Below are 22,838 nucleotides of genomic sequence, written 5' to 3'. Positions count from 1 at the left end.
ATTTAAACTAGGGGCTTTTATCTATGGATTTGGTACCGGCTAATCAGCTGCAGTATTTGTTTCTAATGATTTTGAGGGTGAATTAATAAAGGAATTTGAAGAAGCATTCACGTTCTTTCTGAATTCTATAGTTTTCCCATATAGAACTATTGGGGAACCTAATGTATCTACGAAGTCATTATTGTGTATTTCAAACTTAGCAATCACTAATGCCCCTTTTGAGCTTTTATCCTTTCCATTCTTCGTATAGTAATAGTTACCTAGACTATCAATCTGAATTCCTTGTGCACATTCTATGAATTGATTTTCTTTTATAAGAATGTCTTTCCAATTATGTCCTCGTACAGCTGCATATGTCATTTTTTCAAAGGTATTTTCTATAATTTGAATGTTTGTGTATGGTCTATTATGGGACGCTGAATGACTGCCTACGCCAACCCCCCACGGATTCATATTTCTTACGTGCGAATTCCCAAAATAGTTATGTTCTATCCTAACGTTTTTAGTTACAGTAAAGTCTACACTCCCAAATCGTCGAAATGCTTTATCAGATATCATCCCATCAATCTGAATGGCTTCAGTGTAATCTTCATTACTCGAACGAGATCCTAAAAACTTACTATTTCGTATGAGAACATTTTTATTACCTGCTAAATCTATTGCATGGCCACCTACTATGTTCTTTAACACGGTATCCCGGATAAGGATATTATGACCATGGGCAAAACCAAACACAGAAGGAGTTCGTAGTTTTATATCCGCTCCCCCAGCGTCCCAAATCCCGCCATCTATAATAATGTTGGAATTTCCATTATAACCATGGTAAGTAGCTTTAAAATCTCCATTCAACAACATAATGTCATTATTTGAGTCAGCTTTTTGCAGAATTGTTTTAGATGGAATTTTAAGCCATGTATTACTATAAATGTGTAATGATTTTTTCAGTGTGTATTTTCCTTTAGGTAATAATACTTTTATAGGTGTATCCGAATCTCTTGCAGTGTTCAATGCTTTTTGAATCTGTTTACTTGCATCACTTCCGTGTGGGATTGATACTGGGATTGTTTTATAGTCTTTTTGCAAAAGGTGCAATATCTCTTCCGTAAAAGGTTTCCGGATTGTAGATTGCTCGATTGTCTTTCCTGAAGACCTATCCGGGGTGGGAGGTGAAAAAGGATTCCATAATTTGAACAGCACTACGGAGCCTACAATAATAAATAAGATGACTGATATTTTCTTCAATTTTTTCAACCTTCATTCTTTGGGTATGCTACCGATAATTCCTTGCATCATGCAGTCTTGGAGAGGTATGGTTTATTGGCTTTCACTAATGGAATAAAATTTATTGAGCAATTTGCTTACACCAGCCTTACGATCCTTACGAAAACCTTCTTATGACGCTGAAGCTAGGCGTAATTCATCTCTTTCTATATGTAAACCACGTGAATTCATTTGTTGCCTTGGCAGAAAGCGATCAGGATATAGTAAATTGAATATCATTGGAACCCAAAAGGTGTTTTACGGTCCGAACAGCTTTTTTATTAGAAGGAGATATGACAGACACGTCATGCTAATCTACAGAAATATAAAAAGGTTTGCGACGTTGGATTCTCGTGAGTATATGCGAGATCGTTTTATTTCCAAATTGGATAGAGTTTTTCGATCATCTTTCCTTCGTTGGTCTATTATAACATCATCCTAGTATTATACACTTCCTAACTATTATATCTGCTCATACCACATAATCGCAGTATCCAAATCAGTTAACAGCCAATCCAACATGAGTAATTGCTGTCAGTATCCCCCTGATAATGAATATACCCTTTTAAGGTGAGGGCAAACGGTACTTTTTTTGGACAAAAAAAAGAAGCAATAGCCAATATTGCTTCTGGTTTACATATATCGACCTCATGAAATTCTTTAAATCTCACCCTCTTCAAGCCTCCTATTATACTCAATTTTACTGATCAATCCCTTTGCATTACAGGTGAGACAATCTGTATAAATATCGTAGGCACCTGTACCTGCACAAACATGGCATTTAACATGAGTTTCCGGTATATCCTTATGCATGAATGAAAACACTTTTCCAATATACTGCAGAATAATCATTCCCAAAACTCCTTTTTTTTCTATCATACAACGAAAAAGAGAGAAGGAAACAGGAAATACAATAACATTACTTAAAACAAATAAAACCATAACATAGTTTACATGGGGTTAAAAAATTGAAGGGGGTTCGTTTTTAGTATTAGGTTTCCATGCTCCTAGAGTTAGTCTCGACCAAAGCAAAACAAAAAGAGCCCTAGGGCTCTAAAATAAACTATTAATGATCAATTTTATCCATCCAATAAAAGAAATCCATAACGGTATGCTCAAAGATGTACCAAACAAAAGTCCTTTAAAGAAATTCCCTTCATTTTCACCTACCATATTGAACACACCTTTCGGCTTGGCTTTCTTGTGACAATTATAATTGAAAGCGCTTTCTTTGTGTATGAGGCATTTGAAGCAATTACTTTACAATTTAATCCTTAAGAGAAAGAAGACAAGTTGAATCGGTCGTTTTGCTCATGAAATATAAAAATATTGCAGCTTCTTAATCAGGTTCAGCAAATCAAATGTGAGTAAAAGTTGTATTATGTATTCCCCTGGTAATAAAATACCCCTTAAAAGAAGAAGACGGTACTATAACAATGTCGAGTTATGTCGGAAAAAATTGGAAGAATATTCTTTATCGTAAAAAATTTGATAGTTATAATTAATGATAGAAAAATAACCGAAAAAAGTGAAAAAGAGATAGGTAAGTACTCAGATAAGAGTTTTACTCTATTTTAGACTTCCATGTCAGTCACTAATGTTCCAATAGGGGAGGTAAAGATGAAGAAATATGGTTTAATCATTATCGCTGGAATTTGCTTAGCAGTACTGGTTTTTGGCCATCTGCATTGGAAAAACATAAGTCAGGGAGCAGGGATAGAGGCTAGGGAAGCTGCAGCGAAAGTAAAAGAAGTGGAAAAAGAAGAAAGGGAAGTATTAATCCAAAGTTTAAAACCGGAAAATAATAAAAAGCAGCCGTTAATAGATTACCTGCATTATAAGTCGCTTACGCAAGAAAGGGTTATTGTTTCCCTATTGGGAAGTAACGGTACTTCAGGAACCGGGGCAAGTAATACTTCCAATAGTTGGGCTGGACGCTTAGAGAAGAGTCTGCGAGCAGATCGTGATGATTTAGAAACACTAAGTTTCATTAATCATGGACATGAAGGGTATTCAACAGAGGATTTGATAAAAGGAAAGAAAATTGAAGAGGTCATACAAGATGATCCCGATCTGATAATTTTTGAAAATTCGCTAATAAATAATCATTATCAATCATTAAGCTTGGAACAGACGAAAAAAGATTTGGAAAGCATCATGACAAAGTTACAAAAAGAGCTGCCAAATGCAAAGATTCTTATTATTTCACCAAACCCGATTGCAAATAGTAAAACGGAGAACAGTTTAGGATTGAATTATTTGGATTATATTCAAGCTTCCGAGCAGGTCATCAAATCTAATAAATGGACTTATATGAATAGTAAAGAAGAGATAGAAAAGAAACTAAAGAATAAGAATATGAGATTGGCTGATATATTGACTAATGATAACATACATCCCAATAATCAAGGGCATTACATATGGTTCGAGGTGATGCAGGAATATTTTAAGTTAAAGTAGTATATATAAAAGGGGGAAACGTGGCTATATCGACGTTTCCCCCTTTATTTTATCCATTGCACTAAAAGAAAGCGGTATCATAATTTCTCAAGCCTTAAAGACATCATTTTCTACCTTGAATAAATTCGCGCATTTCTTCTTTCGATACACCTGAACCCATAACATCCTGCATGATTTCCATCCACTCTTCATCCATGACCTTGTCTGCTTGTTCATTCAACAGAGCATCCACTTTAATACAAAGGATTTTAGCGATCTTTTCCAAAACTAAAATAGTAGGGTTTGTTTGAAGGTTTCTTTCAAGTGAGCTTATATAGGATTTGGCAACGCCGGATTTTGATGAGAGTTCACTTATTGACATTTTTCTTTCTTCCCTAAGCGACTTAACTCGGTAACCTATCATATAGACCACACCTAACCATTATTATGAAAATAATATACTAATTTATACTATACTTTCAGTTTACACATTTTCCTTTTATTTTTAATGATAACTAGGCACTAAAATACTTGACAATATTATATGTATAAACGGATTTTTCCGTTTTGGTAGGCATTTAGATAGGTTAGTTTCTAGTAAATATTGTAAAAAACGACAATGAGCTAACAAAAATTGGGAATGAGTGTATACTTAGGTTTATTGAAAATTTAAGTCAAAAATATTCTGGTACATGTATAATATATATATGTTTAATACAGTATTTCAAATTTAGGAATTATTTCCTTTGTATTGCCATTTTTTTTTTTGTAAAATTACTAAGGGATTTGAAAAGAATTCATTCATTGTAAGTTTCATGTAAATTTCCTTGAAAATACATAATAATAGGTAATATTATGGTATAATGCAATAGGTCATTTTTAACATATCAGGAGGATGAAATGGAAGAAACTATTAGTATTCAAGATATTTTTAAAACATTAAAGAAACGTTGGAAGCTAATCATGCTGCTGACATTAATTGCCGCTTTGATTAGTGGAACGATTTCTTATTTCTTATTAACACCCGTTTATCAATCATCAACACAGATACTCGTTAATCAGAAGCAATCGGAAAACCAATTGGACTCTACACAAATCCGATCTAATATCGATATGATCAATACATACAGTGTTATCATAAAAAGCCCTGCCATTTTGGAGAAGGTCATTGATGAGCTTGAATTGAACCAAAGCGTAGATCAACTTAGTCAAAAAATGACGATTAACAGTCAAGAAAATTCACAAGTCTTCTCATTAACGGTTCAAGATAGTAATCCGGCCAAGGCAGTTGAGATTGCCAACACGGTTTCTTCTATTTTTCAAAAGGAAATCAAAGATATTATGAAAGTCGACAATGTTAGCATACTTGCTAAGGCAGAAATAAAGGAAAATCCTACTCCTGTAAAACCAGATCCATTATTGAATATCGCTATTGCAGTTGTAGTGGGATTGATGGCTGGAATAGGCTTGGCATTCCTATTAGAGTATTTGGACAATACAATTAAGGACGAGGATGATATAGAGAGACACCTTGACTTGCCATTACTTGGATCTATTCAAAAAATATCGCAACATAAATAAAGAACCATTCAGTGACATTAAGAAAGGAAGTGGGATTTTTGAGAAGTAAAGATGAAAAACAGGTGAATTTAATTGCGCAGACTAATCCTAAATCACCTATTACTGAACAATATCGATTAATTAGGACAAACATACAATTCTCTTCAGTGGATAAAGAAATCAAAACGATTGTGGTTACTTCATCGGAGCCTAATGATGGGAAATCGACGACAGCTGCCAACCTAGCGATTGTGCTTGCTCAAGAAGAGAAAAAAGTATTACTTGTGGATGCAGACTTAAGGAAACCATCGGTCCATTATGCTTTTAACCTTAGTAATATACATGGACTTACTAGCGTATTGACAAAGAAAATGGATTTCAGAAAAACTATCTTGAATTCAAATGTTTCAAATTTAGACATTTTAACAAGTGGGCCGATACCACCTAATCCTTCAGAGTTATTAAATTCAAAAGCGATAGAAACAGCCATTGATGAACTAAAAGAAATCTATGATTATATCATTTTTGATACACCGCCCGTGCTGGTAGTGCCGGATTCCCAGATTGTAGCCAATAAATGTGATGGCGTGATCATGGTAGTGGCGAGCGGCAAGACAAACAAACAAAGTGCAGTGAAAGCAAAGGAGCTTTTAGTGAAAGCTAATACATCCTTGCTTGGAGTCGTTTTGAATGGCGTTGAAACGGATAACAGCAATTATTATTACTATCAATCTTAACGAAATAAAACGTTTTTCGACAAAATAACACCCTGTTTAATGGAAGTTTTATATGCTACTATTAGTCAGGGTATTAATTCCTATTTTCTGGTAGTCGGGGCCTTTTTTTCTATTTATTTTATAAAGGAAGTGTATGAAATTTGATCGACATACATTGTCACATTCTCCCTGGAGTGGATGATGGAGCAGCGGACATGAAGGAAAGCTTCAATATGGCAAGAAAAGCAGTAGAAGCAGGAATCACTCATATCTTTGCCACGCCACATCACTTAAATGAGAAATATGTAAATGTTAAAAGTGACATAATTGACCGGGTAGTGAGGTTAAATGAGAGTTTTCAACTAGAAAAAATTCCCCTTACCATTCATCTCGGACAAGAAGTAAGAATACACCGGGACATATTTACTTCACTTGAAAAGGAAGAAATCCTAACGTTAGACGATAACGGTACATATATGCTGCTAGAGCTCCCGTCGGGAAGGGTTCCTTCGTACACACAAGAAGTGATATATGAGCTGCTGCTGAAAGGAATAACACCAATTATCGTACATCCGGAGAGAAATAAGGAATTGATCGAGAATCATAAACTATTATTTGAATTGGTCCAGGAAGGCGCGTTAACTCAAATTACTTCTGGCAGTATCATCGGGGACTTCGGTAAAAATATTCAATCATTTTCAAAAAAGATAATTCAACATAATCTGGCTCATTTTATTGCAACAGATGCACACAATATAGGGTCTAGAGGGTTCACGTTACAGCAAGCCTATGAAACCATCACAAAGGCATACGGAATACAACGTACATTTTATTTCAAAGAAAACACTGAACAATTATTAAAGTACCAATGCCTTACTGTTGAAAAACCAGTGCCATTCAAAAAGAGAATTTTGGGAATATTTTAGAAAGATAGATTATTGGAAAAAGTTACATAGTAGAAAAAATTTTGCCATCATGTATGTTTCCTACGTTATATATCTACTGGATGTAAATTATAGATTGGTAAATTACCTTCATATAGATTAGTAACCCGTTCAACGACAAATAACCCTAAGGTCATAAGGACATAAAAAAAGGCAAACAAAAAGAAACTTACACAGTATATTTCATTTTTATATAAAAATCATGTGAAATAAAATACAATTCGTTAAAACTGTATTTAAATAGAGAATAAATCAAACAATATTAAAGGGGGAAATGTGGTTGGCCTACCGAAAACGATTAACACTTCTGGCCCTATTAGACTCATTAATAGTATTATCGGCCATTTATGTAAGTTATTTATTCTTGTATCCCTATTTGGAAATATTTAAATTACCAACGCTCTTAGTCACATCAGTCTCTCTATTAATCAGCCATCATTTTTTTGCTTCTATTTATAAATTGTATAAAAAGGCCTGGGAATATGCGAGTATTGGAGAGTTATTGTCCATCGTTAAAGCCGTAAGCCTATCGGTTATCACAGTTATCGCCATCCAGTTAATTGTTTTTCAGGATGTTTATGTAAGGGCCATGGCGTTGACGTGGATGATGCATGTTATCCTAATAGGCGGTTCCCGTTTTTCGTGGAGAATGCTGCGTGACCGTTTGATAAATAATCAAAAGGAAACCAGAAACACATTGGTAATCGGGGCGGGTTCTGCTGGAACCATGGTTGTCCGTCAACTTCTTAATAATCATGATACGGAACTTAAACCAGTGGCATTCATTGATGATGATCCGAAAAAAGATAAGCTAGACATATTAGGAATACCCGTTGTCGGCAACTCGAAACATATCCCTGAAATGGTTGAAAAATACCATATTGATAATATTGTCATTGCGATTCCTTCATTAAGTAAAAAAGAATTGAAGGTCATCTTTGATGAATGTGTGAAAACGAATGCAAAAACACAAATCATGCCGATGCTTGAAGATATTATGTTGGGGAAAGTAGCGGTTAATCAGTTTAAAGAAGTGGAAGTTGAAGATCTTTTAGGAAGAGAACCCGTTGAATTAGATATTAATAGTATTTCTGAATATGTAACTGGCAAGACCATACTAGTAACTGGAGCTGGAGGATCTATTGGTTCGGAGATTTGCCGTCAAATATGCAGATTCTCTCCGGGAACTCTTATAATACTTGGACATGGAGAAAATAGCATTTATCAAATTGACATGGAACTGAAAAAGCTATATGCCGATCAAATAGAGATCATACCTGTCATTGCAGATATTCAAGATCGAGATAGAATGTTTGAAGTGATGGACACCCACCGACCTGATGTTGTTTACCATGCGGCTGCGCACAAACATGTTCCACTAATGGAATACAATCCTCGTGAAGCTGTTAAGAATAACGTTTTTGGTACAAAGAATGTTGCAGAAGCAGCAGATACTTTTGGTGTAGGGGCGTTTGTGATGATTTCATCTGATAAAGCAGTTAACCCAACAAACGTCATGGGTTCGACCAAGCGTATAGCCGAAATGATCATCCAGCAGTTAGCAAAAAATAGCACAACGAAATTTGTTGCCGTTCGCTTCGGAAATGTTTTAGGCAGCAGAGGAAGTGTCATTCCTTTATTTAAAAAACAAATCCAGGCAGGTGGCCCAGTAACTGTCACACATCCAGACATGACTAGGTATTTTATGACTATTCCTGAAGCATCTAGATTAGTCATTCAGGCCAGTTCTTTGGCTAGAGGTGGAGAGATCTTCGTTCTAGATATGGGTGAACCAGTTAAGATTGTAGAATTAGCGACTAACCTTATCCAGTTATCAGGTTATTCCATAGACGAAATTGGAATCGAATTCTCAGGAATCCGTCCTGGTGAAAAAATGTATGAAGAACTTTTAGGGGAGAAAGAGGTTCATAGTGAAGCTGTGTTCCCTAAAATCTTTATAGGAAAAGCGGTATTGGAACAGGAAGAGGAAATTCAATATCTTTTAAACTCTTATGATGATTTTTCCATAACAGAACTTAAAGATTTCGTTATAAATTTAGCAAATCGAAGAAAGAACAAAGCTTTATCGGCAGTGAAATAGCCATAAGTAGGAGGACTAATAAGTGAAGAAAATCACAAAAGCAATCATTCCTGCAGCGGGTTTGGGTACACGGTTTTTACCTGCTACTAAAGCGATGCCTAAGGAGATGCTGCCAATCGTTGATAAACCAACGATTCAGTACATAGTAGAGGAAGCTGTTGCATCAGGTATAGAGGATATTATTATTGTTACTGGAAAAGGTAAACGTGCGATTGAAGATCATTTTGATTACGCTCCAGAGCTCGAACAAAATCTAATGGAAAAAGGAAAAGTAGAGTTGCTCAATAAGGTACAATATTCTTCTAAACTTGCTAATATCCATTACATTAGACAGAAGGAACCAAAAGGATTAGGTCACGCTGTATGGTGTGCACGTAAATTCATTGGTGACGAACCATTTGCCGTACTTTTAGGTGATGATATTGTTCAGAGTGAAACTCCTTGCCTAAAGCAGTTAATTAATCAGTTTGAGGAAACAAACAATTCAGTTATCGGAGTTCAAACTGTACCTAAAGAAGAAACAAACCGCTATGGTATAATAGACCCCGCTGTTCAAGATGGAAGACTATATCAAGTTGAAAACTTTGTAGAAAAACCAGCCTTAGGAACAGCTCCTTCCAATCTAGCAATAATGGGAAGGTATATCCTTACTCCTGAAATCTTCAGTATGCTTGATCAGCAAGAAGCTGGTGCAGGCGGGGAAATTCAGTTAACAGATGCGATTCAACAGTTAAACCAAATACAGCAAGTTTTTGCTTATGATTTTGAAGGAAAACGATATGATGTTGGGGAGAAGGTAGGGTTTGTGAAAACAACGATAGAGTTTGCCCTGCAAAATGAAGAAATCAAGGATGATTTAGTAAAGTTTTTAGAACAAACGGTTAAGGACATTTCCTCAGAAAAGATTAATGCATAAGAATAATTATGTTTTTCGTGAAATATGATTCATATAGTGTTACCCAAGGAAGATTTAACAGGTGAAACATCAAGTAATATCTCTACATCTATTTTCCTTGGATACTCTTTACCCCCCTTTACCCCTATATTAATAGTGGCTAGATGGAGAAAGAACTTGTTGAAAAATATCTACATATAAAGTGACTTATTATAGGAAGGAAGTTTTAGAGATGAAGGATCGATTATTCCTATCATCACCACATATGAGTGATGAAGGTTATGAAATGGAATATATAAAGGAAGCTTTTGATACGAATTGGATTGCACCTCTTGGGGAAAACGTCAATCAATTTGAAATAGAATTGGCAAATAAGGTAGGAAGTAAAGCTGCTGCAGCACTATCTTCAGGCACAGCCGCAATCCATTTAGCTCTTAAAGCAGCAGGAGTTGAAGAAGGAGATATTGTGTTTTGTCCTACATTAACATTCTCAGCAACGGTCAACCCGGTAATTTATCAAAAAGCCATTCCTGTTTTTATAGATAGTGATTATGAGACTTGGAATATGTGTCCTAAAGCTTTGGAGGATGCTTTTGAGAAGTATCCCGAAGTGAAAGCAGTAATTGTAGTGCATCTTTATGGAATTTCTGCAGATATGGATAAGATTATGGAGATTTGCAATAAACATAATGTAGCGGTAATTGAAGACGCTGCTGAAAGCTTAGGTACCTATTATAAAGGGAGACATACTGGAACCTTTGGGGATTATGGGATTTTCTCTTTTAATGGGAATAAGATTATCACTACTTCAGGCGGTGGGATGCTAGTTTCTAATAATGAAGAGCGTATTGCTAAGACAAGGTTTTGGGCGACTCAGAGTAGGGACCAAGCAAGGCACTATCAACATAGTGAATTAGGATTTAATTACCGGATGAGCAATGTAGTAGCTGGGATTGGCAGAGGGCAGCTAAAGGTATTAGATCAGAGAGTTGAGAAGAAGAATTATATCCTTGAGTTTTATAAGAGAGAACTTGGTGAACTTGATGGTGTAGAGTTCATGCCTAGTAATGAGTGGGATAAACCGAATTATTGGTTAAGTTCTATGACTTTGAATGGTTTGGTTAGACCGATAGATATAATGGAGGCTCTTGAAAAAGAGAACATAGAGTCAAGACCAATTTGGAAGCCTATGCATATGCAGCCGTTTTTTGAGAAGTATGACTTTGTTGGAACAGATGTTTCAGAGAAGCTGTTTGAGAATGGTGTTTGTTTGCCTTCCGATACCAAGTTAACGGATGAGAATTTGGAGAGAGTTGTAGAAATTATAAAAGGGTTGTGGGAAAGGTAATGAAACCTTCTAAGCATGGTATTTATAGAAGATTTGTAAAAAGAACGATGGATTTCATGCTATCTTTGCTAGCTATTTTAATCCTTAGTCCTATCCTATTAATTGTTGCTGTTCTTGTAAGAGTGAAGTTGGGTAGCCCAGTGTTGTTTAAACAAAAAAGGCCAGGACTGAATGAGAATATTTTTATGATGTATAAGTTTAGAACAATGACGGATGAGAGAGATGAAAATGGTGAGTTACTTCCTGATAGTTTGAGGCTTACTAGGTTTGGGAGATTACTGCGTTCTACATCTCTCGATGAACTACCGGAATTATTTAATATTCTAAAAGGAGACATGTCTATTGTAGGTCCAAGACCATTGCTTATAAGATATTTACCTTACTACACTGAACAAGAAAAACAACGACACAGTGTAAGACCTGGATTAACAGGTTTATCACAAGTAAATGGTAGAAATCTTTTAGAGTGGAATAAACGTCTCTGTCTTGATGTTCAGTATTCACAAAGCGTGTCTTTTTTACAAGATATTCACATTATTTCCCTTACAATTAAACGAGTAGTTCAGAGAAGGGATATTGCTGTAGGAAGTCAACATGTACTTAAAAGTTTAGATGTAGAAAGAAGTGTATCAGACCATGGAGATAATTAAGTTAAAAATTGAAGATGTTGAAAGATATAACATAGATATTAGGATTATGCTTAAGCAGTCTTATGAAAAGAGTTTTCCAGAAAAAAGTTTTGATGCAGCTTCTTTTTTTACCAGAGTACAATCACTTAAAGCCTATATGGCTGACGGAAAAGCGATTGTATATGGAATAAAAAATAAAGAAAGACTAGCAGGTTTTGTTTGGTTTTTTGAAAAGGATAACCAGGGATACAATTTGATTCATATTAATCATTTTGTTGTGCATGAGGATTTTAGACGTGTTGGAGTCGGGAAAGTTCTTTGGGATGCAGTTGAAGGTTATGCAACTAAAAAAGGGATAGATGAAATCGAGTTACTTGTTACTAAAAATAACAAAGATGCTGTTAATTTCTATGATAAAAGGAATTTCCAAGTTGAAAGGCTTGTCATGAAAAAGAGGTTGTAAATATGCAAGATATATATTTTGAATCAAACTATGGAAAATTATATGAGAGAATAGAAAATGGCACATGCGAAATTTTTAAGTATAGTAGTTTTTTGGGAAATGTTTATCATATGTTCTTAAAGCGTAAAATTCCATTGTGTGTTAATGATGGTAAATCATACTTTGATATAGTAACACCGTATGGATATGGAGGCCCTTTGATAACAGATTTCAAGGAAGGGTATAAAAATGAATTACTAAACGGATTCAAACAGGAATTTCAAAAATACTGTAATGAAAATAATATCGTAAGTGAATTTGTGAGATTTCATCCGTTAGCAGACAATGCTCAAGATTTCAAAGAAATTTATAAAATAGAAAATATCAGAACTACTGTCGGAACTAACATAAGTGACTATACAGATCCTGTTTTGAGTGAATTCTCTAAAAGTGCTAGAAAGAGCATACGGAAGGCATTGAATTCTGGAGTGACATATAAGATAACAGAGAAACCAAATAGTATAAATAACTTCAAACAAATATACTATTCTACAATGGATAGAAACGGAGCATCAAATTATTATTATTTTGATGATATTTACTTTAATTCTTGTTTAGAGCTTTTCAAAGATAATATTATCTTAGTAGAAGTTAATTATGAAGATAAGACTATAGCAAGTGGTTTTTACTTTGTATATGGGAAGATCATCCATGCTCATTTATCTGGAACATTACAAGATTACTTACACCTTTCTCCAGCGTATATTATTAAATATGCAACAGTGAAGTGGGCGAAAGAAAATGGTAAAGATATAGTCCATTATGGTGGAGGCACTAGTAATAGTAAAGAAGACCCGTTGTATCAATTTAAAAGAAAGTTTGGAAGGAATTCTGAGTTTGAGTTTTATATTGGTAAAAAAGTATGGAATAGAGAAATTTATAATGAACTATGTGAAAAAAAAGAAATTGGTGAAGAGTTAGATTTTTTTCCAGCGTATAGAAAAAACAGTGTATAAAGTAAATTCTTTTAAATTAAGGATGATAAAATGAATATACTATTTTTATCAATTGGCAGATTGAATAATATTGAAGATAGAGGCCTTTATACAGATTTGTTAAGGCAATTTAGAGATAATGGTCACAAGGTTTATGTTGTTAGCCCAAGAGAAAAAAGGTTAAAAAAACCGACAGAATATGTAAATGAAAAAGGAGTGCAGTTTCTGAGAGTCAGAATTGGTAATATTACAAAAACCAATCTCCTTGAGAAGGGTATTTCAACTTTAATGATAGAAAGTATATTTTTAAGAGCTATTAAGAAATATTTGAAGGATATAAAATTTGATATGGTAATTTATACAACTCCCCCTATTACATTTGAAAGAGTTATTAGGTATGTTAAAAAGAGAGATAGTGCAAGTACTTATCTATTGTTAAAAGACATTTTCCCTCAAAATGCAGTTGATTTAAATATGATTAGCAAAAACAGTCTTTTATACAAATATTTTAGATTCAAAGAAAAAAAATTGTATAGTCAGTCGGATTATATTGGTTGCATGTCACAAGCAAATGTAGATTTTATTTTGAAAAATAATATGGAGGTATCTCCAGAGACAGTTGAGGTATGTCCAAATAGCATAGATCCCTTAATGATAAAGAAAGATGAGAAAAAGATAAGAGAAATAAAAAAAAGGTACAACATACCACAGGATAAAACTGTATTCATATATGGAGGTAACCTTGGTAAACCACAGGGTATTGATTTCTTAATTGATTGTTTAAAAGCTAATAAAGAAAATTCACAAGTGTATTTTGTTATAGCTGGTTCAGGGACAGAATTTAATAAGCTTAAAGCCTATTTTAATAACGAACAACCGTCTAATGCGCAAGTGTTTGAACAATTACCAAAAGAGGATTATGAAGTTCTGGCAAATTCATGTGATGTAGGATTAATATTTCTCGATAAGCGATTTACAATACCAAATTTTCCATCCAGAATTCTATCATATATGCAAGCTTCCATGCCAGTGTTAGCAGCAACAGATGTTAATACAGATATTGGAGAAGTGATAGAAGAGGGACAATTTGGTTATTGGTGTGAGAGCAATGATGTTGAGCAATTCAATAAAAAGTTACAAGAATTATGTGACATTAAATTAAGAAAACAGATGGGTATAAACGCTAGACGGTACTTAGAAGATAACTATACAGCAAACCACTCTTATGAAATAATAATGAATCATTTTAAATAACCTGAAAAGAGGCATATGCATGTTTAAGGATAAAACTTTATTAATAACAGGTGGCACGGGTTCTTTCGGAAATGCAGTTATGGAACGATTTTTGGATAGCGATATCAAGGAAATCCGTATTTTCTCACGAGATGAAAAAAAGCAAGATGATATGAGAAAATTATATAAAAATGAAAAATTAAAATTTTATATCGGTGACGTTAGGGATGTTGCAAGTGTAAAGAATGCTATGCACAATGTCGATTATGTTTTCCATGCAGCTGCTCTTAAACAAGTGCCTTCTTGTGAATTCTTTCCATTAGAAGCTGTAAAAACTAACATTTTAGGAACGGATAATGTTTTAACAGCGGCTATAGATTATGGAGTCAAAAAGGTAATTTGTCTTTCAACTGACAAAGCAGCGTATCCAATTAATGCTATGGGGATATCAAAAGCAATGATGGAAAAGGTTTTTGTTGCTAAAGCAAAAACTGTTGATCCAGAAAGAACGCTTATTTGTGGAACTAGGTATGGTAATGTAATGGCCTCTCGTGGATCTGTAATACCTTTATTTATTGAACAGATAAAAAGTGGACAGCCATTAACCATTACGGATCCTAATATGACAAGGTATCTCATGAGTCTTGAAGAAGCAGTTGAGCTAGTTATATTTGCGTTCCAAAATGCAGTTGCGGGTGACATTATGGTACAAAAAGCCCCTGCAAGTTATATTGGAGATTTAGCTCAAGCTATTAAAGAATTATTTAAGGCAGATAATGAGATTAAGGTTATTGGTACAAGACATGGAGAAAAATTATATGAAACCTTGCTTACGAGAGAAGAATATGTAGTTGCAGAGGATTTAGGTGGTTTCTTCCGGGTCCCAGCAGATAAAAGAGATTTAAATTATGATAAATATTTTGCTGAAGGAGATAAAAAGTTATCTACTGAAGAAGAATATAACTCTCATAATACCCAAATCTTAAGTATAGAACAGATTAAAGAAAAACTTCTTGAATTGGAGTATGTTCAAAATGAACTAAAGGATATGAAGGTACTTTCTTCAAAATAATAAAAATACATGAAGCAATTGCCTTATCCGTATTCTGGCATGAGCTTCATCTATTATATTTAGGTACTTAGAAAGGTTGGTTTATATAGTGAAAATACTCGTTACAGGAGCAAATGGATTTGTAGGGCAAAATTTAATTGCGGAATTAAAAAATAAAGGCTATGAAGATATTTTTAAGGTTACGAGAGAAACTGAACCGTCTTTATTGGATACTTATACAAAAGAATGCGATTTTGTTTTTCATTTGGCGGGAGTAAACCGTCCTGACGATGAAAAAGAATTTATGCTAGGCAATTTCCATTTTACGCTTGAATTACTAGAGCTATTAAAAAAACATAATAATAAATCACCTGTGCTCATTACTTCGTCGATACAAGCTGAAAAAGATAATCCATATGGCAAAAGCAAAAAAGCAGGTGAGGATGTCCTGTTTGAATATGGTCATCAAACAGGATCGGAGGTATTTGTATACAGACTCCCTAATTTATTTGGAAAGTGGAGTAAACCTAACTACAACACGGTTGTAGCAACGTATTGTTATAATATCGCTAGAAATATAGATATTCAAATTAATAGTTATGATGCTGAATTAACGCTCTGTTATATTGATGATATTTTAGAAGAGTTTTTAAACGCTTTAGAAGGAAATCCGACTAAAAAGAATCAATATTGCTTTGTGAAAACAACACATACTATTAAATTAGGGGATTTAGCTGAACGTATAAAAAGCTTTAAAGAAAGTAGAGTAGAGTTAAGCATTCCTAATATGGAAGATGCCTTAACCAAGAAGCTTTACAGTACATATTTAAGCTTTTTACCGGAAGACAACTTTTCCTATGATTTAAAAATGAATTGTGATAACAGAGGTTCTTTTACAGAGTTTATTAGAACTCCTGAAAGAGGGCAAGTTTCGGTAAATGTATCAAAACCTGGTATTACCAAAGGAAACCACTGGCATCATACTAAAAATGAAAAATTTTTAGTAGTAAGTGGAGAAGGCCTTATTAGATTTAGAAAGATAGATTCAGAAGAAATTATTGAATATCGAGTAAGCGGCGAAAAGTTACAAGTTGTAGATATTCCTACTGGTTATACACATTCCATTGTAAATGTGGGGGAAAGCGATCTAGTAACCGTAATGTGGGTTAATGAATGTTTTGATCAAGAGAAACCAGATACATATTTCGTGGAGGTATAATTAATGAAGAAATTAAAAGTCATGACAGTCGTTGGTACAAGGCCTGAGATAATAAGATTATCTGCTGTTATTAATAAATTGGAAGAGTCAGATGCTGTAGAACATATACTTGTTCATACGGGGCAAAATTATGATTATGAATTAAATGAAGTGTTTTTTAATGATTTCAAACTAAAAAAACCTAATTATTTCCTTGATGCTGCAAACGGCACAGCAGTAGAAACTATCGGGAATATTTTGATTAGAATTGATCCTATTATGGAAGAAGTAAAACCAGATGCTATATTGGTGCTAGGTGATACTAATAGCTGCTTATGTGCTATTGCAGCTAAGAGAAGACATATTCCTATTTTCCATATGGAAGCAGGCAACAGATGCTTTGATCAAAGAGTACCAGAAGAAACTAATAGAAAAATTGTCGATCATACAGCTGATATTAATTTAACTTACAGTGACATTGCAAGAGAATATTTGTTAAGAGAGGGACTACCTGCAGATAGAATAATAAAAACCGGAAGTCCAATGTTTGAAGTCCTCAATTCAAGAAAAGGTGACATTGAAGAATCAGATGTATTAGAGAGATTAAATCTTGATGAGGGAAATTATTTTGTAGTTTCAGCTCATAGGGAAGAAAATATTAATTCAGAAACTAATTTCATGAATTTAGTAGATAGTTTAAATGCGGTTGCAGAAAAATACAAAATGCCTGTAATTGTAAGTACCCATCCTAGAACTAGAAATATGATTAATGCTAAAGGGATAGAGTTTAATCCATTAGTAAAAACGATGAAACCTTTAGGGTTTAATGATTATGTGAAGCTTCAAACAAAAGCTAAGGCAGTTCTTAGTGATAGCGGAACAATCAGTGAAGAATCTTCTATTCTTGGATTTAAAGCACTGAATATAAGACAAGCTCATGAGAGACCAGAAGCAATGGAAGAAGCATCGGTTATGATGGTTGGTTTGAAAAAGGCAAGAATATTACAAGGGCTAGAGATATTGAATACACAAGAAAAAGATACACTAAGACTTGTTGGTGATTATAGTATGCCGAATGTATCTGATAAGGTTTTAAGGATTATACTGTCCTATACGGATTATGTGAATAGGGTTGTTTGGGGGGAATAGTATGAAAAAGAAAGTTTTAATATGTGCTGGATTTTATATTCCCAGTATTAAAGGTGGAGGCCCCATACAATCTATCAAGAATTTAGTGGAAAACCTCTCAGAAAGAGTGGACTTTTATATAGTTGCTGCTGATAGAGATTTAGGTGATGATAAGCCTTTTGACAATATAATAATAGATGATTGGGTATCTGTTGGGGATGCTAAAGTTTTTTATACGGACCTTTCCAAATTAACATGGAGAAAAACTGCTAATATAATCAATAGCGTTAATTACGATGTGATTTATTTAAATAGTTTTTTCTCATATAAATTTAGCACTGTCCCTGTATTACTAAGCAAATTTAAGAGAATACCTAGAAAGCAGATTGTTTTAGCTCCTAGGGGCCAGTTTTCACCAGGAGCATTAGGTTTAAAAAGTGGAAAGAAGAAGCTTTATATAAAAATTGCAAAAGCCTTTGGCTTGTATAAAGATATCACTTGGCATGCAACAGCAGAGATAGAAAAAGATGATATTGAATCGATAATTGGAAAAAAAGCAAATATAAAAGTTGCAAATAACTTAACTGCAAACTATAAGGAACTCAAGTATGACAAAAAGATTGAGAAGAGCAAAGGTAAATTGAAAATTGTTTTTATCTCTAGAATTCATCCTAAAAAAAATCTAAAAAAGGCTATAGAATTCGTAAAAGCAGTTAAAGGTGAAATAGAATTTAATATATATGGTCCTTTAGAAGATAAAGTTTATTGGTCAGAATGTGAAAAAGTAATAGAAAGCTTACCTAAAAGCATAGAGGCTTCATATAAAGGTGCAATAGATCATGATAACATTATGGAAATATTTAAAGAGAATCATATATTTCTTTTTCCAACTTTAGGAGAGAATTTTGGACACGTAATTTCTGAAGCTCTTATTGGAGGATGTCCTGTTATTATTAGCGATCAGACGCCGTGGAGAGATTTGAGAAACAATCAAGTTGGTTGGGATATTAAACTATCAGATGAAAATAGTTTTTCTGAAATCTTACAAGAGTGTGTGAATTTGAATAATAAGGAATATCAAACGATATCAAAAAATGCCTTTGAATATGGTAAACAAACTTCTAATAATGCAAAAGATATTGAGGAATATTATAACTTATTCAAGTTAGATTAATAAAAAAATTATAAATGAGGTTCTTTATGAATCTAAAAACCTATTTTAAGAAAAGTAAATGGTCGGGACTCATATCGCTAGGGTTTGGAACAATAATTGCACAATCAATAAATATTCTAATACAACCTATAATAACAAGATTAATAACACCAGAAGAGCTAGGTATTTATACTTTCATAATTTCTATGGCTACATTGATAATTCCTGTGGCGGCACTTAAACTAGAAATGCTAATCGTAATAGAAGACAATGATGAAACAGCTGATCTTTTAACCGATGTAGGTATTATTACTGTTTTTTTTACAACACTAATATACACTGTATTTATTTTAGTGATGCTGTTTATAGGAAATAATTCATTTGAAGAAATAGGAATATACTCAATGTTAATACCATTAATAGTTCTAACTAATGGATTACGTTTCATTTTTACTAGCCATAATAATAGAGAAAAAAAGTATTCATTAATGGCGAGTATATCGGTATTAAGAGAATTAACAAAAGGAATAATACAAGTGATATCTGGTATCTTTGGTGGTGGAGTAGGTGGTCAAGCTTTAGGTTATGGTCTTTCACCTGTATTTGGGTTAAGGATGCAAGCCAAAGCCTATATATATAGGTTTAAAAAAAGGGACAAAATAAAAATATCGCAAATTCTCTCTTTTTTTAAAAAAAACAAAAACCATATTAAATATTTAGTTCCTGCACAGTTCATCAATTCTTTCTCTTATTCTTTAATTACATTGTCAGTGATATCATTATTTTCTGCAACAGAGGCAGGTTACTACGCTATTACAATAAATGTTTTAGGAATCCCTTTAGTGCTTATCACTAATAATGTAAGCAAGGTTTATTTGCAGAAGCTGGGAGAGGACTATAGAAAAGGTAATTCTGTCTGGGACACTTTTCTTTCGGTTATTAAAGTAATGGGAAGTTTATCAATTATAGGATTCTCTATTTTAGCTATAATTGGGCCAAATCTCACAAAGTTCGTATTTGGAGAGGGATATATAGAATCTGGAAAATATATTTCCATACTTTGTTTAATGTTTGCTTTTAGGTTCGTTGCATCCTCAATTATTGGTTCGTATGTAATTTTTAATAAACAATATATTGATACAATATTTCAAACAATATTAGTACTTTCTGGTATAATAATATATTTTCTTTCAGACTTATTTAATTTAAATATATATAAATATTTTGAGTTAATAAGTATAGTTTATGGAATAATCTATTTACTTATTATTATTAATATTGGTTATTTGTGCAAACGTCAAAATATAAGGAAAATAAATAATTAATATTAGAATTAGAGAAAATAATGTAAAAAGATTGATAAAGTTATATCTTTTAAATGTTTTATAATTACTTATGTCTTTAATGCTTCTACTCACAATATACTAGGAAATATAGGTTTAAGTATAAAGTATATAAATATTTTTTAAAAATTGATATTCTATTATACCAAGCTATTTAATAGTGATTTATAACAATAAAATCTATTAGTTGCTCTCTTACCTTTATTTACTTTTCCCTAAAATTCAAAAGGGGTATTTATAAAACTACTAGAAAATAAATTCGGATTTGAATGATTTAGTAGAGAAAAGGTCTGGTTTTTTCTTGCTAATTACCATTATAGTACTGATTAATATATTAAATGCTAAAGGTGATGAAATATATTAATGAAGGGGGAATAAAAATGAAAATTGCTGTAGCTGGTACTGGTTATGTTGGATTAGTAACTGGTGTTTGCCTTGCGGAACAAGGGCATTCTGTTACTTGTGTAGATGTAGATAAAAGAAAAATAGCACTAATGGAGGCTGGTATTTCTCCTATTTATGAAAAAGATCTTGAACAGTTAATGGCCCGAAATATGAATAGATTGAATTTCACATTAGATTATAAAGAAGCATATAGAGATGCAGATGTTATTTTTATTGGAGTTGGTACACCAGAAAAGAAAGATGGATCAGCTAATTTAAGTCATGTCTATTCAGTAGCTTTACAAATTGCTAATAGTATTGAGAAAGATTGTGTTGTGGTCGTTAAATCAACAGTGCCAATAGGTACAAATGATAAGATAGAAGGTATGATCAGAAACAACTTAGCTCAAGAAGTAAATGTATATGTCGCTTCAAATCCAGAGTTTTTGGCACAAGGTACGGCAGTAAGGGATACATTATACCCGTCTAGGATCGTTATTGGAGTTGAAGAGGAAGTTGCTGGTGATATTTTAAGTAGAGTATATAAAGATTTTGATGCTCCTATAGTTGTTACAAATAGGAAGAGTGCGGAGATGATAAAGTATGCTTCCAATGATTTTCTCGCTTTAAAAATATCATTTATAAATGAAATAGCAAATCTCTGTGAAATTATTGGAGCTGACATTGAAGATGTTGCTCTTGGAATGGGTTTTGATAGTCGTATAGGGAATAAATTTTTAAATGCAGGGATAGGTTACGGGGGATCATGTTTCCCCAAAGATACTAAAGCACTTCACTGGTTAGCTAATTTTCATGATAATGAATTAAAGACTATTAAGGCAGCCATAGATGTGAACGAAAATCAAAAGTTAAAATTAATTAAGAAGGCTCGGAAGTATTTTGATAGTTTCAGAGGGATAAATGTAGCTGTTTTGGGATTAACATTCAAACCAGGAACTGATGACTTAAGGGAAGCACCAACTCTAGTAAATATTCCTATTATGTTAGAGGATGGATGCAATTTAAAAGCATGGGATCCTGTTGGTGTGGATAACTTTAGAGAAATCTATCCGGATAAAGTAACCTACTGCAATACCATTGAAGAAACCATTAAGGATGCAGATATATGTTTTATCTTTACTGAATGGGATGAAGTCAAAAACTTTGATCTATCTAAATATAGCGAACTTATGGAAACTCCAATCGTACTAGATGGTAGAAATTGCTACGATTTAAATAGTGCTAAAAAAGCGAAGATGATCTATGATTCAATTGGTAGAGAGACCATAAATAGTTTAGAGGCTTCACTTGTGTAGATTTTTAGCTATTATGGCTGATTTTTTGAGTTCAGTACCTATAGCTCTGGAAAGTTAAGCCGACAACATTACTTGAAAAGTACACATAACCAAAAGAATATAAAATCACTATTTTTAATGGATCTCTCAATACAGGTAATTTATAAATTGTAGTTCACCGATATATGCTTAGCTTAGGTATGCTTTATTAAAAAGAATTATAGAATGGAAATATGCAGTAAGTGGTTTCGGTATGTTCTAGCACTTTGCCTTTAAAACATTATCTCCTAAGGGTAGAAGCCAAGGCTTTTATTTGCAGGTTTATGATAGCTTGCTAGTAATGATACTTATGAAAGAGCTTATGACAGAAGTTATCTTATGGCGATGAATTGATGCTATATTCCTTGGACGTTATTGATGATGGCTTATTCCTTTACTTTTCCAAAATATTCAGATGAAGAACTCTGTTTATGGGATATGGCATGGCCTGCTTTCATATGTTGGATTTGCTAAAAATATGCAAGAACCATCCGTTTTTTTTGAATAGAACCTTAAGCACAGTAAATGGAGAATTGTATTGGAATGGAATCTTTTAAAACCCTATATGGCATAGCGCTCTATCTTATTTTTGGAAGGATGTAGCAGGGATGTTAGTATAATTACAATATAGAAAAGTGAGGAATTTAAAATTGTGCTACTTATATCTTCTACCTTCTAACTTCAA

21 protein-coding genes are annotated in these 22,838 nt (G+C 33.4%); 17 read left to right on the top strand and 4 right to left on the bottom strand.

The window, feature by feature from the left end; translation table 11 throughout:
* Positions 1-39 precede the first annotated feature (39 nt).
* The 3 genes from OTG27_RS15130 to OTG27_RS15120 form a co-directional block, all read right to left on the bottom strand.
* Positions 40-1,242, bottom strand: a complete 1,203-nt coding sequence (locus tag OTG27_RS15130) for a right-handed parallel beta-helix repeat-containing protein (RefSeq protein WP_268937343.1) — start codon at positions 1,240-1,242, stop codon at positions 40-42.
* 521 nt (positions 1,243-1,763) lie between these two features.
* Positions 1,764-1,931: a hypothetical protein gene (locus OTG27_RS15125; RefSeq protein ID WP_174878706.1), complete on the bottom strand. Its 168-nt coding sequence runs from the start codon at positions 1,929-1,931 to the stop codon at positions 1,764-1,766.
* Positions 1,921-2,112: a hypothetical protein gene (locus tag OTG27_RS15120; protein ID WP_063232917.1), complete on the bottom strand. Its 192-nt coding sequence runs from the start codon at positions 2,110-2,112 to the stop codon at positions 1,921-1,923. The genes OTG27_RS15125 and OTG27_RS15120 overlap by 11 nt, the downstream gene beginning before the upstream one ends.
* Before the next feature lie 768 nt (positions 2,113-2,880).
* Here OTG27_RS15120 and OTG27_RS15115 point away from each other — a divergent pair.
* A complete protein-coding gene (locus OTG27_RS15115) occupies positions 2,881-3,720 on the top strand; it encodes an SGNH/GDSL hydrolase family protein (protein WP_268937342.1) in 840 nt (279 codons plus the stop codon).
* A gap of 103 nt (positions 3,721-3,823) precedes the next feature.
* Here the strand turns inward: OTG27_RS15115 and OTG27_RS15110 are convergent, their stop codons facing one another.
* Positions 3,824-4,123: a helix-turn-helix domain-containing protein gene (locus OTG27_RS15110; protein ID WP_268937341.1), complete on the bottom strand. Its 300-nt coding sequence runs from the start codon at positions 4,121-4,123 to the stop codon at positions 3,824-3,826.
* 476 nt (positions 4,124-4,599) lie between these two features.
* On the opposite strand from OTG27_RS15110, the gene OTG27_RS15105 reads away from it, so the two are divergent.
* The 16 genes from OTG27_RS15105 (at position 4,600) to OTG27_RS15030 (ending at position 22,135) form a co-directional block, all read left to right on the top strand.
* Positions 4,600-5,280: a YveK family protein gene (locus OTG27_RS15105; RefSeq protein ID WP_268937340.1), complete on the top strand. Its 681-nt coding sequence runs from the start codon at positions 4,600-4,602 to the stop codon at positions 5,278-5,280.
* Between the two features lie 38 nt (positions 5,281-5,318).
* A complete protein-coding gene (locus OTG27_RS15100; RefSeq protein ID WP_307730088.1) occupies positions 5,319-5,996 on the top strand; it encodes a CpsD/CapB family tyrosine-protein kinase in 678 nt (225 codons plus the stop codon).
* 140 nt (positions 5,997-6,136) lie between these two features.
* A complete protein-coding gene (locus OTG27_RS15095) occupies positions 6,137-6,901 on the top strand; it encodes a tyrosine-protein phosphatase (RefSeq protein ID WP_268937339.1) in 765 nt (254 codons plus the stop codon).
* Between the two features lie 298 nt (positions 6,902-7,199).
* Positions 7,200-9,020: a polysaccharide biosynthesis protein gene (locus OTG27_RS15090; RefSeq protein WP_307730087.1), complete on the top strand. Its 1,821-nt coding sequence runs from the start codon at positions 7,200-7,202 to the stop codon at positions 9,018-9,020.
* A gap of 22 nt (positions 9,021-9,042) precedes the next feature.
* The gene (gene galU, locus OTG27_RS15085; protein ID WP_268937337.1) at positions 9,043-9,936 is read left to right on the top strand and encodes a UTP--glucose-1-phosphate uridylyltransferase GalU; all 894 of its coding nucleotides are present in this window, start codon (positions 9,043-9,045) and stop codon (positions 9,934-9,936) included.
* 211 nt (positions 9,937-10,147) lie between these two features.
* Positions 10,148-11,263, top strand: coding sequence for a DegT/DnrJ/EryC1/StrS family aminotransferase (locus OTG27_RS15080; protein WP_268937336.1), 1,116 nt, complete (start codon positions 10,148-10,150; stop codon positions 11,261-11,263).
* Positions 11,263-11,913: a sugar transferase gene (locus tag OTG27_RS15075; RefSeq protein ID WP_307730086.1), complete on the top strand. Its 651-nt coding sequence runs from the start codon at positions 11,263-11,265 to the stop codon at positions 11,911-11,913. The genes OTG27_RS15080 and OTG27_RS15075 overlap by 1 nt, the downstream gene beginning before the upstream one ends.
* Complete coding sequence (locus OTG27_RS15070) at positions 11,900-12,355, top strand: GNAT family N-acetyltransferase (protein ID WP_268937335.1); 456 nt, start codon at positions 11,900-11,902, stop codon at positions 12,353-12,355. The genes OTG27_RS15075 and OTG27_RS15070 overlap by 14 nt, the downstream gene beginning before the upstream one ends.
* A gap of 2 nt (positions 12,356-12,357) precedes the next feature.
* Positions 12,358-13,350, top strand: coding sequence for a peptidoglycan bridge formation glycyltransferase FemA/FemB family protein (locus tag OTG27_RS15065; protein WP_268937334.1), 993 nt, complete (start codon positions 12,358-12,360; stop codon positions 13,348-13,350).
* Positions 13,351-13,380: 30 nt separating this feature from the next.
* Positions 13,381-14,583, top strand: coding sequence for a glycosyltransferase family 4 protein (locus tag OTG27_RS15060; protein WP_268937333.1), 1,203 nt, complete (start codon positions 13,381-13,383; stop codon positions 14,581-14,583).
* A 19-nt stretch (positions 14,584-14,602) separates the two neighbouring features.
* Positions 14,603-15,634: a polysaccharide biosynthesis protein gene (locus tag OTG27_RS15055; protein ID WP_268937332.1), complete on the top strand. Its 1,032-nt coding sequence runs from the start codon at positions 14,603-14,605 to the stop codon at positions 15,632-15,634.
* Positions 15,635-15,722: 88 nt separating this feature from the next.
* Positions 15,723-16,832, top strand: coding sequence for a capsular polysaccharide biosynthesis protein CapF (locus OTG27_RS15050; RefSeq protein ID WP_268937331.1), 1,110 nt, complete (start codon positions 15,723-15,725; stop codon positions 16,830-16,832).
* A gap of 3 nt (positions 16,833-16,835) precedes the next feature.
* Entirely contained in the window at positions 16,836-17,960 is a 1,125-nt protein-coding gene (gene wecB / locus OTG27_RS15045) for a non-hydrolyzing UDP-N-acetylglucosamine 2-epimerase (protein ID WP_268937330.1), read from the top strand.
* A 1-nt stretch (position 17,961) separates the two neighbouring features.
* Positions 17,962-19,113, top strand: coding sequence for a glycosyltransferase (locus tag OTG27_RS15040; RefSeq protein ID WP_268937329.1), 1,152 nt, complete (start codon positions 17,962-17,964; stop codon positions 19,111-19,113).
* Positions 19,114-19,139: 26 nt separating this feature from the next.
* Complete coding sequence (locus OTG27_RS15035) at positions 19,140-20,417, top strand: lipopolysaccharide biosynthesis protein (protein ID WP_268937328.1); 1,278 nt, start codon at positions 19,140-19,142, stop codon at positions 20,415-20,417.
* 398 nt (positions 20,418-20,815) lie between these two features.
* A complete protein-coding gene (locus tag OTG27_RS15030) occupies positions 20,816-22,135 on the top strand; it encodes a UDP-glucose dehydrogenase family protein (RefSeq protein WP_268937327.1) in 1,320 nt (439 codons plus the stop codon).
* The last annotated feature ends 703 nt before the right edge of the window (positions 22,136-22,838 follow it).

The organism is Peribacillus sp. AS_2 (assembly GCF_026891895.1).
GTDB classification, from domain to species: domain Bacteria; phylum Bacillota; class Bacilli; order Bacillales; family DSM-1321; genus Peribacillus; species Peribacillus frigoritolerans.
The sequence above is the reverse complement of the archived record's forward strand: the minus strand, read 5'-3'. Positions and strand labels throughout refer to the sequence as shown.